The sequence below is a fragment of the Mesorhizobium mediterraneum genome (assembly GCF_002284565.1).
GTDB classification, from domain to species: Bacteria; Pseudomonadota; Alphaproteobacteria; order Rhizobiales; family Rhizobiaceae; genus Mesorhizobium; species Mesorhizobium mediterraneum.
In genome coordinates this window covers 54,993-68,580 of the sequence record NZ_NPKI01000037.1, presented here as the reverse complement: position 1 = coordinate 68,580, position 13,588 = coordinate 54,993, and the positions used below count along the sequence as shown (strand labels likewise).

The 13,588-nt window shown below is 62.6% G+C and carries 13 protein-coding genes; 10 read left to right on the top strand and 3 right to left on the bottom strand.

Annotation, left to right across the window (positions count from 1 at the left end; all coding sequences use genetic code 11):
• From CIT25_RS27475 to phnE (CIT25_RS27425), 10 genes are all read left to right on the top strand, one after another.
• Positions 1–1,113, top strand: a complete 1,113-nt coding sequence (locus tag CIT25_RS27475) for a carbon-phosphorus lyase complex subunit (RefSeq protein ID WP_095488280.1) — start codon at positions 1–3, stop codon at positions 1,111–1,113.
• Positions 1,110–2,021: an alpha-D-ribose 1-methylphosphonate 5-phosphate C-P-lyase PhnJ gene (locus CIT25_RS27470; RefSeq protein ID WP_095488278.1), complete on the top strand. Its 912-nt coding sequence runs from the start codon at positions 1,110–1,112 to the stop codon at positions 2,019–2,021. The genes CIT25_RS27475 and CIT25_RS27470 overlap by 4 nt, the downstream gene beginning before the upstream one ends.
• On the top strand, positions 2,018–2,794 hold the full coding sequence (phnK, locus tag CIT25_RS27465) for a phosphonate C-P lyase system protein PhnK (RefSeq protein ID WP_095488276.1): 777 nt from the start codon (positions 2,018–2,020) through the stop codon (positions 2,792–2,794). The genes CIT25_RS27470 and phnK overlap by 4 nt, the downstream gene beginning before the upstream one ends.
• A 208-nt stretch (positions 2,795–3,002) precedes the next feature.
• On the top strand, positions 3,003–3,710 hold the full coding sequence (phnL, locus tag CIT25_RS27455; RefSeq protein ID WP_095488272.1) for a phosphonate C-P lyase system protein PhnL: 708 nt from the start codon (positions 3,003–3,005) through the stop codon (positions 3,708–3,710).
• A complete protein-coding gene (locus CIT25_RS27450; protein WP_095488270.1) occupies positions 3,707–4,324 on the top strand; it encodes a DapH/DapD/GlmU-related protein in 618 nt (205 codons plus the stop codon). Before phnL ends, CIT25_RS27450 begins: the two co-directional genes overlap by 4 nt.
• 172 nt (positions 4,325–4,496) lie before the next feature.
• The gene (locus CIT25_RS27445) at positions 4,497–5,201 is read left to right on the top strand and encodes a DUF1868 domain-containing protein (protein WP_206073003.1); all 705 of its coding nucleotides are present in this window, start codon (positions 4,497–4,499) and stop codon (positions 5,199–5,201) included.
• 123 nt (positions 5,202–5,324) lie between these two features.
• Positions 5,325–6,182, top strand: a complete 858-nt coding sequence (gene phnC / locus CIT25_RS27440) for a phosphonate ABC transporter ATP-binding protein (protein ID WP_095488266.1) — start codon at positions 5,325–5,327, stop codon at positions 6,180–6,182.
• Between the two features lie 146 nt (positions 6,183–6,328).
• On the top strand, positions 6,329–7,237 hold the full coding sequence (phnD, locus tag CIT25_RS27435; protein ID WP_095488264.1) for a phosphonate ABC transporter substrate-binding protein: 909 nt from the start codon (positions 6,329–6,331) through the stop codon (positions 7,235–7,237).
• Between the two features lie 73 nt (positions 7,238–7,310).
• Positions 7,311–8,285 carry a phosphonate ABC transporter, permease protein PhnE gene (phnE, locus tag CIT25_RS27430; RefSeq protein ID WP_095488262.1) on the top strand — a complete coding sequence of 325 codons (975 nt, stop codon included), beginning with the start codon at positions 7,311–7,313 and terminating at the stop codon, positions 8,283–8,285.
• A 4-nt stretch (positions 8,286–8,289) separates the two neighbouring features.
• A complete protein-coding gene (gene phnE / locus CIT25_RS27425) occupies positions 8,290–9,849 on the top strand; it encodes a phosphonate ABC transporter, permease protein PhnE (RefSeq protein ID WP_095488260.1) in 1,560 nt (519 codons plus the stop codon).
• Positions 9,850–9,869: 20 nt separating this feature from the next.
• Here phnE (CIT25_RS27425) and CIT25_RS27420 read toward each other — a convergent pair whose 3' ends face one another.
• The 3 genes from CIT25_RS27420 to CIT25_RS27410 all read right to left on the bottom strand — a co-directional run bounded on the left by CIT25_RS27420 (position 9,870) and on the right by CIT25_RS27410 (position 13,346).
• The gene (locus CIT25_RS27420; protein ID WP_095488258.1) at positions 9,870–10,724 is read right to left on the bottom strand and encodes a sugar phosphate isomerase/epimerase family protein; all 855 of its coding nucleotides are present in this window, start codon (positions 10,722–10,724) and stop codon (positions 9,870–9,872) included.
• Between the two features lie 226 nt (positions 10,725–10,950).
• The gene (locus tag CIT25_RS27415; protein WP_095488256.1) at positions 10,951–12,138 is read right to left on the bottom strand and encodes a Gfo/Idh/MocA family protein; all 1,188 of its coding nucleotides are present in this window, start codon (positions 12,136–12,138) and stop codon (positions 10,951–10,953) included.
• A gap of 152 nt (positions 12,139–12,290) precedes the next feature.
• Positions 12,291–13,346, bottom strand: coding sequence for a sugar phosphate isomerase/epimerase family protein (locus CIT25_RS27410; RefSeq protein WP_095488471.1), 1,056 nt, complete (start codon positions 13,344–13,346; stop codon positions 12,291–12,293).
• Between the last annotated feature and the right edge of the window lie 242 nt (positions 13,347–13,588).

Sequence of the window (13,588 nt, the reverse complement as noted above, 5' to 3'; positions counted from 1 at the left end):
ATGTATGTCGCGGTAAAGGGCGGCGAAGCGGCCATTGCCAACGCCCACGCCCTGCTCGCCGACCGCCGGCGCGGCGACCGCTCGGTGCCGGCGCTTCGCCTCGACCAGATCGTCGAGCAACTTGCGCTCGGCGTCGACCGGGTGATGAGCGAAGGCTCGCTCTACGACAGGGAATTGGCGGCGCTCGCCATCGTCCAGGCGCGCGGCGACATGATCGAGGCGATCTTCCTGGTTCGCGCCTATCGCACGACGCTGCCACGCTTCGGCTACACCAAGGCGATCGACACCGGCGCGATGCTGGTCGAGCGGCGTGTCTCGGCGACCTACAAGGATCTTCCCGGCGGCCAGCTTCTCGGCCCGACCTTCGACTACACCCACCGGCTGCTCGATCCCGAGCTTGCCGCGGGCCGCGACGTCGCCGAGCCGCAGCAGCGTGCCAGCGAGGCGGAAGCCATGCCCCGTGTCTCCGCCATCCTCGCCCGCGAAGGCCTGATCGAGCCCGACGGCGACATGCCGCAGGACCATGTCCCCGGCGACATCACCCGCGAGCCGCTGGAATTCCCGATGGCGCGCGACATCCGCCTGCAGGCGCTGTCACGCGGCGACGAGGGTTTTCTCCTCGCACTCGGCTATTCCACCCAGCGCGGCTATGCCCGCAACCACCCCTTCGTCGGCGAGGTTCGCATCGGTGAGGTCGAGTTGGAACTCGATGTCGCGGAGCTGCCCTTCGCGGTACCGCTCGGCTCCGTTCGCGTCACCGAGTGCCAGATGGTCAACCAGTTCAAGGGCTCGGCCAAGGCGCCCCCGCAATTCACCCGCGGCTACGGCCTCGTCTTCGGCCAGAGCGAGCGCAAGGCGATGGCCATGGCGCTGTGCGACCGGGCGTTACGCGCTTCGGAATTCGGCGAAGATGTCGTCGCCGCGGCCCAGGACGAGGAGTTCGTCATCTCGCATTCCGACAATGTCCAGGCGACCGGCTTCGTCGAGCATCTGAAGCTGCCGCACTATGTCGACTTCCAGGCCGAGCTCGACCTCGTGCGCCGCATGCGCGCCGAGCATGATGCTCGCGAAAACGCCGGCAAAGCCGAGGAGAAAAGGGAGGCAGCGGAATGACCGCACAACCGACCGACATCGCCACCTACAACTTCGCCTATCTCGATGAGCAGACCAAGCGGATGATCCGCCGGGCGATCCTCAAGGGCATCGCCATTCCCGGCTATCAGGTGCCGTTCGCCTCGCGCGAAATGCCGATGCCCTATGGCTGGGGCACCGGCGGCGTCCAGGTCACCGCTTCGATCATCGGCCCGGACGATGTGCTGAAGGTCATCGACCAGGGCGCCGACGACACCACTAATGCCGTTTCGATCCGCGCCTTCTTCAAGAAGGTCGCCAATGTCGCTGTCACCACCGAGACGGCGAAGGCGACCATCATCCAGACCCGCCACCGCATCCCAGAACATCCGCTGACATCGGGCCAGGTGCTGGTCTATCAGGTGCCGATCCCCGAGCCGCTGCGCTTCCTCGAGCCGCGCGAGACCGAAACGCGCAAGATGCATGCGCTGGAGGAATACGGCCTCATGCATGTGAAGCTCTACGAGGACATTGCCAGGCACGGTCGCATCGCCACCACCTACGCCTATCCGGTCAAAGTCGAGGGCCGCTATGTGATGGACCCTTCGCCAACACCGAAATTCGACAATCCGAAGATGCATCGTTCGCCGGCTTTGCAGCTATTTGGCGCCGGCCGCGAAAAGCGCATCTATGCGCTGCCGCCTTTCACCGATGTGGTCAGCCTCGACTTCGAGGACCATCCGTTCGAGGTGCAGACCTTCGACCAGCCCTGCGCGTTGTGCGCGGCTGAGAACGTCTATCTCGACGAGGTCATCCTCGACGATCATGGCGGCCACATGTTCGTGTGCTCCGACACCGATCATTGCGAGAAGCGGCGCGAACAAGGCCATCGCGGCCGCCTTGCGCCTGAAACCCCTCTTGCCCTGGAAAAAACGGAGCCGGCGCAATGACCGACGAGCCGCTGCTGCGCGTTTCAGCGCTCTCCAAATTCTATGGCTCGCGCGTCGGCTGCGAGAACGTCACCTTCGGCCTGTGGCCGGGCGAGGTGCTGGCGGTGGTCGGCGAATCCGGTTCCGGCAAGACGACGCTGCTCAACTGCCTGTCGACCCGGCTGCTGCCGAGTTCCGGCGCCGCCAGCTACCGCATGCGCGACGGCCAGTTTCGCGAGCTCTACCGGATGAGCGAGGCCGAGCGCCGCTTCCTGATGCGCACCGACTGGGGCTTCGTCCACCAGAACCCCGCCGACGGACTGCGCATGACGGTGTCCGCCGGCGCCAATGTCGGCGAGCGGCTGATGGCGGTCGGCGACCGTCACTATGGAAAAATCCGCGCCACCGCCGTCGACTGGCTGTCGCGCGTCGAGATTGACGAAGACCGCATCGACGACGAGCCGCGCGCCTTTTCCGGCGGGATGCGCCAGCGCCTGCAGATCGCGCGCAACCTCGTCACCGGGCCGCGGCTGGTGTTCATGGACGAGCCGACCGGCGGCCTGGACGTATCGGTGCAGGCGCGCCTGCTCGATTTGTTGCGCGGCCTGGTTACCGATCTCGGCCTCGCGGCCGTCGTCGTCACCCACGACCTCGCGGTGGCGCGGCTTTTGTCGCAACGCATGATGGTGATGAAGGATGGCCGCGTCGTCGAAAGCGGCCTCACCGACCGCGTGCTCGACGATCCGCGCGCGCCTTATACGCAATTGCTGGTTTCCTCGATTTTGCAGGTTTGACGATGGCGCCAAGTCACCCCCCTCTGGCCTGCCGGCCATCTCCCCCTCAAGGGGGGAGATTAGCAGCTTTCATGCCTCGCCCCTTCTGCAACGCAGGAGAATGGCGAAACCGAATACGACAGCCGATCTCCCCCCTTGAGGGGGAGATGGCCGGCAGGCCAGAGGGGGGTGCTGTCCCGCCAACGAACGACGATTGGAGCACCTTCTGATGGCAACCCCTGTCGTCGTCTCCGATGTCGCCAAGAGCTTCACCATGCATCTGCGCGACGGCATCAAACTGCCTGTCGTCGCCGGCGTCTCGTTCTCGATCAGGAGCGGTGAATGTGCAGTGCTCGGCGGCCCCTCTGGCGCCGGCAAGAGCTCGATCCTGAAGATGCTCTACGGCAACTACGCCGTCGACGCAGGCCAGATCATCGTCCAGCACGAGGATGGGCTCATCGATCTCGCAACGGCCAGCCCGCGCACCGTGCTTGCCGTGCGCCGGCTCACGATCGGCTATGTCAGCCAGTTCCTGCGCACCGTGCCGCGCGTCTCCGCTCTCGATGTCGTCGCCGAACCGCTGGTCGAGCGCGGCGCGGACCGTGAGGTTGCGCGCAACAAGGCGCGCGCCTTGCTGGCGCAGCTCAACTTGCCGGAAAAACTCTGGATGCTGCCGCCGGCGACGTTTTCCGGCGGCGAACAGCAGCGCGTCAACATCGCGCGCGGCTTCATCACCGAGCACCCGATCCTGCTACTCGACGAGCCGACCGCCTCGCTCGATGCCAGGAACCGCGATGTGGTGATTGCGCTGATCGCGGCCAAGAAGGCAACCGGCGTCGCCCTGCTTGGCATCTTCCACGACCACGACGTGCGCGAGGCGGTCGCCGACCGCGTCATCGACGTGACCGCCTTTGCCGCCGGGAAAATCGCCGCATGACCAGAAAGCTGTCGGAAACACCGCTGGTCCACGACACGGCGGAAGTCGAGAACTCGACGCTCGGCCGCTGGACCGAGATCGCCGACCGCTGCCGGGTTTCGGAGAGCACAATTGGCGACTATTCCTACATGATGCAGGACTGCGGTGTCTGGTGCGCGACGATCGGTAAGTTCGCCAACATCGCCGCCAGCGTCCGCATTAACGCCACCAATCACCCGACCTGGCGGCCGACGCTGCACCATTTCACTTATCGCGCCTCGGACTATTGGGACGACGCCGAACACGAGAGCGAATTCTTCGCTCAGCGTCGCGCCAAGCGCGTCACCATCGGCCATGACACCTGGCTTGGCCACGGCTCGACCATCCTGCCCGGCGTAACCGTCGGCGATGGCGCGGCGGTCGGCGCCGGCGCCGTGGTGTCGAAGGACGTTGCGCCCTACACCATCGTCGGCGGTGTGCCGGCGAAACCGATCCGCGAACGCTTCGACCGCCGCACGGCGGAACGTTATCAGGCGCTCGCCTGGTGGGATTGGGACCATATCAGGCTGCGCGCCGCGCTCGACGATTTTCGCGCGCTTTCGGCGGAAGCGTTTCTGGAGAAGTACGGTGAGTAGTGAGTAGTGAGTAGGAGATAGGAAGTCGCGGATTGGACGAAGGTCTCTCTTTTCACTACTCACTACTCACTACTCACTACTCACTCCCAACACACTACTCACTCCCACCACCACACCATTCATATCCCTGACACATGACTCGGACAAAGGCGGTCTTTCCCTGGAGATCGCCATGCCCATCAAACCTTCGCTCGCCGGATTCTTTGCCGGCTCGAACCCGAACCCTCCCGTGCATCTCGGCACGCGCTACGACACGTCAGGCAATTTCCTGACCGAGCCCGGCAACACGGTCGTCTGCCATCTCGTCAGCGGCTCAGCTTCCGAAACGGCGGTCATCGAAGTGCGTGAGCGGATGCGCGTTATGCCCGATGCCGACAGGCTGGCCTTCACGCCGATCTCCAGCCTGCATATGACGCTGTTCCAGGGCATCATCGAATATCGCCGCCGGCTTCCCTACTGGCCTGAGGATGTGCCCCTCGACACAAGCATCGACGACATGACCCGGCTCTATCTGGAGCGCCTGAATGGCGTCGGGGACCATGGCGCGTTTAAAGTCAGGGTTGTCGATGTCGTGCCGACCGGGCTTACCGTTACCGGCGTGTCGGACCAGGACGAGCGCATCATGCGCGCGTGGCGCGATGCCCTGTCGGTGCCGTTCGGATACCGGCATCCCGATCACGACAGCTATACTTTCCACATAACTTTCGCCTACCAGATCCGGCGCCTCGACGACGAAAGGGCCTCGCAATGGCAACAGCTATTCGATGACTGCCTCTCGCTGCTCGCCCTTCAGGCTCCGGTGATCGAGCTGCGGCCTCCGGCATTTTGCAGCTTCAAGGACATGAAGCATTTCGAGGAGCTTCTTGTCCTGGGCTGACGGCGCGACGTCTCTGCCTGTGGGCAGTAACAAAACTGACATCAATCCGACACCGCAGGTTCATGCGGCTGCGCTAGCGAAGGTTAACAGACCTTCGAAACGCGACTGGACTGGAACTTGCCTATGTCAGCAACCTCAGCCACGCTTGAAATCCGCGGCGTCACCCGCCGGTTTGGCAAGAACACCGCCGTCAGCAATGTCGATATCTCGATCCCGCATGGTCAGATGGTCGGCATCATCGGCCGTTCCGGTGCCGGCAAGTCGACCCTTTTGCGCATGATCAACCGCCTCATCGATCCCAGCCAAGGGTCGATTTTCTTTGACGGCGCCGAAGTCTCCAGCCTGCGCGGCTCGCTGCTCAGGCGCTGGCAGCGCGACTGCGCCATGATCTTCCAGCAGTTCAACCTGGTGCCGCGTCTCGACGTGCTGACCAACGTCTTGCTCGGCCGGCTCAATCACCGCTCGACCGTTGTCAATCTGCTCGGTGTCTTTTCTCGCGAGGAACGGGCCGAGGCGATCGCGGCGCTCGAGCGTCTCGACATTGCCCGCACGGCGCTGCAGCCGGCCGGCACCTTGTCCGGCGGCCAGCAGCAGCGCGTTGCGATTGCCCGTGCCATGATGCAGCAGCCGAAGGTGATCCTTGCTGACGAGCCGATCGCCTCGCTCGACCCGCTCAACGCCAAGGTGGTTATGGATTCGCTGCAGGACATCAATCTGCGCGAGGGCATCACCGTCGTCACCAATCTGCACACGCTGGATACCGCGCGCACCTATTGCAACCGCATCATCGGCATGGCCGCCGGCAAGGTCGTGTTCGACGGCCCACCCGAAGACCTCAACCGCGAGGCCGTGCGCCTGGTCTATGGTGCCGATAGCAATGGTGGCGAAATCTCCGAGGCCATCACCTCGACCAGCGTCACCATCAAGCAAAAAATCGCCGCATCCGCCGGACCGCTCGAGCCCGCATTTCCGGGCTACTAGTTCCATGATCCCGACAAGTGGATACCGGTATCCGGAAACGATCATGGACAAGCAAAAGAGCGCCTGGATCGCCGGCCCGCGTCAAGGGCGCTGTCAAAATTCGAACGCTACCGGCGCGATGCCGGAACCAACAGGAGAGACGCGACATGTTTAGAAAGATGCTTTTCGGTGCTGTTTCCATCGTCGCCATGGCGATGGGCGCGGTTCAGGCACAGGACCTGAAGGAATTCCGCGTCGGCATTTTGGGCGGCGAGAACGAAGCCGACCGTCTGCGCAACTACCAGTGCTTCGCCGACCACATCAAGGAAGTCCTCGGTGTCGAGAAAGTCTCGCTGTTCCCGGCCGCCGACTACGACGGCGTCATCCAGGGCCTGCTCGGCGGCACGCTTGACTATGCCGAGCTCGGCGCTTCCGCCTATGCCAAGATCTATCTCGAAAACAAGGACGCGGTTGAGCCTATCCTGACGACGGTCCAGACCGACGGTTCGACCGGCTATCATTCGGTCATGGTCGCCCGTGCCGATTCCGGCATCAAGACGCTCGCCGACATGAAGGGCAAGAAACTCGGTTTCGCCGATCCCGATTCGACTTCGGGTTACCTGATCCCGGTCACTTCACTGCCCAAGGACATCGGCATGGATGTGAAGAGCTACTTCGCGTCGACCGGTTTTGGTGGCGGCCATGAACAGCTCGTCCTCGAGGTCCTGAAGGGCACCTTCGATGCCGGCACCACCTGGGCCTCCGGCGTCGGCGACTTCAAGGACGGCTACAGCTCGGGCAATCTGCGCAAGATGGTCGACAAGGGCGTCCTCAAGATGGACGATCTTGTCGAATTGTGGCAGTCGCCGATGATCCCGAACGGCCCGCTGGTGCTGCGTGCGTCGATCGATGCCGGCGCCAAACAGAAGGTCACCGATTTCCTGACCAAGCTTCCGGAAACCGATCCAGCCTGTTTCTCGGCGATACAGGGCGGCGACTTCAAGGGCTATTCGCCGGTCACCCCGGAATTCTATCAGGCAATCATCGACGCCCGTAAGGCGAAGATCGGCTCGTAAGTAAACTGCCACAACGCCGCCGGGGCCATGTGCCGCCGGCGGCGTTGCCGCATCATGGGCCAGGGATCGATAAATGAGTGCGACCGACGTTTATCGTGCGCCTGCGCTTTCACCGGAGGGAGCCACTGTCGAGCGGCACTGGCGTGACCTCGCCGCCCGCCGGCGCCTTTACACGATCGGAGGCCTGGTTTTCCTGTTTCTCGCGCTCTCTGGCTCGCTCTGGTTCGCCAACGAAACCAACGCCGGAAAGTTCTTCGACCGCCTTCCATATATCGCCGACTTTTTCACGGAATTGAAGCCGCGCGACTGGTTCGATCCGGTGCGCGCGCTGTTCGACCTGCCGTCCCCCTACGACGATGGCAGCCTCAAGTTCGACTACCCAGAAGGCCGGGTCTATCTGACCCAAAGCATCTACGTTCCGGAATATTTCTACCGGATGATCGAGACGCTGAACATCGCCCTGTTTTCGACGCTGGTGGGCTCCACATTCGGTTTCCTGCTCTGCTTCCTGGCTGCGGGCAATATCACGGCCAGCCGCTGGCTCCGTTTCACCACGCGCCGCTTCCTTGAGATCGTCCGCGCCTTTCCGGAAATCGTCATCGCCGGCTTCTTTCTGGCGGTCTTTTCGCTAGGACCCATTCCGGCGATCCTCGCGGTTAGCATCCACACCGTCGGTGCGCTCGGAAAAATGTTCTTCGAAGTGGTCGAGAATGCCGACATGAAGCCTGAAGAAGGTTTGCGAGCCGTTGGCGCCAACTGGGTCGAACGCGTGTGGTTCGGCATTGTGCCTCAGGTTCTGCCCAACTTCATGAGCTATTTCCTGCTCCGCTTCGAGATCAATGTGCGCGCTTCGACCATTCTCGGCGCCGTCGGCGCCGGCGGCATCGGCGAATCCCTGCGTCTTTCGATCAGCCGGGGCCATGAGGCCAAGACCATCGCCATCGTCTTCCTGCTGTTCTGCACGATTGTCGGCGTCGATCAGTTTTCGGCGTGGCTGAGACATCGTCTTGTCGGCCGGCAAGCGTTCGCATACGGGCGCGGAGAGTAATGCGATGAACGCCGACGCCATCAACGACATCGCCACTCGCCATCCGGACGCGTTCCGGCTACCCCTATGGAAGCGCTATGCCGCCCCGCTCGGTATCGTTCTCTGCATCCTCTACACATTCTATTGCGCCTGGTTCTTCTCGGTCGTTACCGTTCTCGAAAAAGCGAACTGGAACCTTGCCGGCGCGTATCTCGCCGACTGGGTGTCTTACGAAATCCGGCCTGACATCGAATTCAAAGACAACCATCTGACGATCGACTACTCCCGCTTTTCCAAGCTGGGATCCAATCCAAATCCCGACTGGGTGGCCAAGCAGATGGCGGTGATCGAGCGGCGGGTCGACGCCGCACCTGCACCGGCGGCCGCGACGAACAAGTCGTCGCAGGAATCGTTTATGGCGCCTGGTGCGCCAACTGCCGAGAACCCGGCCGCCCCGTCAAACCAATCCGCTCCGGCTGTGCCTGAAACGGTGCGCGAAAACGCAGTTGTGGCGGCGACTGTCACTCTTGGCAGTGGTCAGATCGCCATCACGCCAAACCTTGTCACCGTGACGCGCGGCGGCGAAAGCGTAATTTTCGACATTGCCAAGGACAGCTCTGTGACGCCGCGCACACCGCTGCCTGACTGGATCGAGCAGCGCAGGCCAGGCTCGACAGCCTATGTCTCGTTCGGATTTCTCGGTCGCGCTGAAGTCCAAAACGACGAAGTCGTTGCCTGGAGGCGTTTCTTCGGCTGGGCCAATTTCGTGTTCGACACGAACTCGCCATTCTGGGGAAAGCCGTTCGGCGAGGTCGCTTCACTGATTATCTCCGGAGCACGCATCGATCCGTCGCGATCAAACGCGGCGCTCGCCTGGGACAACATCCTCAACAACGCCGAGTGGCAGCACGGCGACGTCTGGCTGAAGCTTTTGCAGACCATCGTCATGGCTTTCGTCGGCACGGTGCTGGCATCGATCGTCGCCTTTCCGCTCGCCTTCCTGGCTGCGCGCAACGTCACGCCGAGCCGGATTGCCAACCAGGCAACAAAACGCTTCTTCGATTTCCTGCGCTCGGTCGACATGCTGATCTGGGCGCTGTTCTTCACGCGTGGCTTCGGTCCGGGGCCGCTGGCCGGCATGTCGGCGATCTTCTTCACCGACACCGGAACCCTGGGCAAGCTCTATTCCGAGGCGCTGGAAAACATCGACGACAAGCAGCGCGAGGGCATCCGCTCGGTTGGCGCCACGCCGGCAATGGTGCAGCGCTATGGCGTGCTGCCCCAGGTTCTGCCGGTATTCCTTAGCCAATCCCTCTATTTCTGGGAATCGAACACCCGGTCAGCGACGATCATAGGCGCTGTCGGCGCCGGCGGCATCGGCCTGAAATTGTGGGAGGCCATGCGCACCAACACCAATTGGGCCAATGTTTTCTATATGGTTCTGTTGATCCTGGTTGTCGTCTTTATCTTCGACAACATTTCCAGTTTTCTCCGCCGCAAACTGATGGGATCGGTCGGAAACGGCAACAAGGAGCGGCGCGAGCGAGCGCCCGCCGGCCTGCCGCCGGCAGCTCGGGTCGCCTGAGAGGAAGGCTTAGCTGCGTCCTAAGCACCAGCCCTCTTCCAGCCGCTCTTGATGTGCTTGTAGCCGTCGCGATAGACGGCTTCCGGACTTTCCGAAAAGTCGCGCCAGACCTTGGTTGCCGCCGCCAAATCCTTCAGCGAGCGGCCGAAGGCCTCGATCGTCAGCCAGTCGTCATAGCCGCTCTTGCGGATGGCCGAAAACGTCTCCTTCCACGGAATGTGGCCGCGCCCAGGCACGCCGCGATCGTTCTCCGAAATATGGATATGGACGATATTCCTGCGGTTGCGCGTATAGGCGCCGATCGGGTCGGCTTCCTCGATATTGGCGTGGAAGGTGTCGTACATCGCCTTGATGTGCGGCCGGTCGATTGCGTCGACATGCTCCGACAAATCGTCCATGGTGTTGAGCAGATAGCATTCAAAGCGGTTGAGCGCCTCCAGCCCGATTGTGACGTTCTTCTTGCCGGCGTGGTCGCCGATGGCGCGTTGCGAGGCGACCGAGCGCTTCTTCTCCGCCGCCGTCGGCCCGCTGCCGGAAAATGCGCCGAGTGTCGAATGCAGCGGGCCGCTCAACGTTTTGGCGCCGAGCGCAGCTGAGCAGTCGATCGCCCATCTCATATAATCGATGCCGACCTTGCGCGTTCCGCCATCGGCCGAGATCAGATTCATCGCCGGATCGCCCATTGCCGAAACCGCGGTGCGCTCCAGTCCGATGCGGTCGAGCAGTTCGCCAAGTTTTGTGTAGTCGTCGGGCGTGCCGGAAAAGACCGGAATCTCGACGCCATCAAAGCCGGTCGCCTTGATATCTCTGAGCAATGACTCGTGTTTCTTCGATACGGCCGTCGTCCACAAAAACATGCACATGCCGATTTTCATCGACGCTCCCTCCCCTTTGACAGCCGGCTGGCTCCTCCGCCGACTTCGCCACAAGCCCCCTCATCCGGCCGCTTCGCGGCCACCTTCTCCCCGCTGGGGAGAAGAGGCAGACGCCAGCGCCGGCGATCTCCTCTCCCCTCGGGGAGAGGTCGGATTGCCCCGAATTGCCCTTGCAATTCGGCTGGCAATCCGGGTGAGGGGGCTTCCCGTTAACCGGGCGCAGCGATTAAAGCTTCGTCCAGGCTCCATTCTTCTTCGACGACTTCACGCAGGCCTCGATAAAGGCCATGCCTTCGACGCCATCCTGGATGGTCGGGAAGACGACATCCTTAGCCGGCTTACCGCCCTTGCGGCGCGCCGCGCGGATGGCGCGGGCCGCCTCCTGGTAGATGTTGGCGAAACCTTCGAGATAGCCTTCCGGATGGCCTGACGGAACCCGGCTGACGCGCCCGGCGACGGGCAGCGCGCCAGCGCCATTGCGGGTGATCAACTGCTTCGGCTGGCCGAACGGCGTGTACCAGAGATAATTCGGATCGGCCTGCACCCATTCAAGCCCGCCCTTCGACCCATAGATGCGCAGCTTCAGCCCGTTCTCGTGGCCGGGCGCCACCTGGCTCGCCCAGATCATGCCCTTGGCCGGGTGCGACTTGCCGACCGGTTTGAAGCGCAGCATCACGTTGACATTGTCATCGAGCTGCCGCCCCGGCACGAAGGCATCGAGATCTGCCGATAGCGAATCGAGCTCCAGCCCGCAGACGAAGCGCGCGAGATTGTAGGCATGCGTGCCGATGTCGCCCAGCGCACCGCCAGCGCCGGCCTGCTTGGGGTCGGAGCGCCAGGACGCCTGCTTCTGGCCGGTGGCGGCGAGGTCTTCGGTCAGCCAGTCTTGCGGATATTCCGACTGCACGATCCGGATGTCGCCGAGCTGCCCCTTGGCCACCATCTCGCGCGCCTGCCGTATCATCGGATAGGCGGTGTAGTTGTGGGTGAGCACAAAGACCTTGCCGGTCTTTTCAACCAGTGCCGCCAGCTTCTTCGCTTCCGCCAACGTCGTCGCCAGCGGCTTGTCGCAAATGACGTGAATGCCGGCTTCGAGAAATGCCTTCGCCGCCGGCACATGCACATTGTTGGGCGTGACGATGGCTACCGCTTCGATGCCGTCCGGTCGCTTGGCCTCGGCCTTGGCCATCTCAGCGAAAGAGCCGTAGCTGCGCGTGGGATCGAGCCCGAGTTCCGCGGCCGACGCTTTCGCACGCGCCGGATCCGACGATAGGGCACCTGCCACCAGCATGAACTCATTGTCCATGCGCGCCGCGATCCGGTGCACGGCACCGATGAAGGCGCCTTGCCCGCCGCCGACCATGCCGTAGCGGATCGGGCCGCCTCCCGTTTCCGACTTCGATGCGCCGACCATGATTTTCTCCCTCGTCGTTGCTTACCTCCCCCTTGAGGGGAGGTCGATCCGCGCAGCGGATCGGGTGGGGTCGCCGGGCGTGGAACTCGGCATGGACCGACCCCACCCGGCCCTTCGGGCCACCCTCCCCTCGAGGGGGAGGGACAGCGGCGTTAAATTCCCATCATGGCGCGCAGCATCTTTTTGTCGGTCGCGCCGCCGGCGAAGTCGTCGAAGGCCTTTTCCGTCACCCTGATGATGTGGTGCTCGATGAAGGGCGCGCCTTCGGCCGCGCCGTCCTCCGGATGCTTCAGGCAGCACTCCCATTCCAGCACCGCCCATGAATCATAGTCATATTGAGCAAGCTTGGAGAAGATGCCGCCGAAATCCACCTGCCCGTCGCCGAGCGAGCGGAAACGCCCGGCCCGGTTTGTCCAGCTCTGATAGCCGGAGTAGACGCCTTGCCGGCCGGTCGGATTGAACTCGGCATCCTTGACGTGGAACGCCTTGATCCGCTCGTGATAGATGTCGATGAATTCGAGGTAGTCGAGCTGCTGCAGCAGGAAATGCGACGGGTCGTAATTGATGTTGCAGCGCTTGTGGCCGCCCACCGCGTCGAGGAACATCTCGAAGGTCGCGCCGTCGAACACGTCTTCGCCCGGATGGATCTCGTAGCCAAGGTCGACGCCATTGTCCTCATAGACATCGAGGATCGGCTTCCAGCGTTTGCCGAGTTCAGAAAATGCTTCCTCGATCAATCCCGCCGGCCGTTGCGGCCACGGATAAAGGTAGGGGAAGGCCAACGCTCCGCAAAAGGATACCGACGCCTTGAGCCCAAGATTTTTCGAAGCCTTGGCGCCGAATTTCATCTGTTCGACCGCCCACTGCTGCCTGGCCTTCGGATTGTTGTGAACCGCAGGCGGCGCGAAGCCGTCGAACTGCGCGTCGTAAGCCGGATGCACCGCCACCAACTGCCCCTGCAGATGCGTCGACAGCTCGGTGATCTCGACGCCGGCCTCGGTGCAGATGCCCTTTACCTCGTCGCAATAGGCCTGAGAAGACGCCGCTTTCTCGAGGTCGAACAGCCGGCTGTCCCAGGTCGGGATCTGCACGCCCTTGTAGCCCAGGCCGGCCGCCCATCTGGTGATCGACGGCAGCGAGTTGAACGGCGCGGCATCGCCCGCGAACTGCGCCAGAAACAGCCCAGGCCCCTTCATCGTCGACGGCATCGGCATCCTCCCTAATTTTTCCACGACCAAGCATAGCGCCGATTGAAAGCAGGGCCAGCCTCTTTGGTCTTTTCGCACAGTGCGTTACGCACCGCTATTCTGGTATTACCAAACATCGAAATCTCGTCAAGCCACCTTGCTTGCCATCCGAAGCCTGCAACTATACCGAGTTTCGCGACATATTGCAATGTAATCAATGAGGTAAGCCAGGCATCAGAGCGGTAATCCTGCGCTTCTTGCCG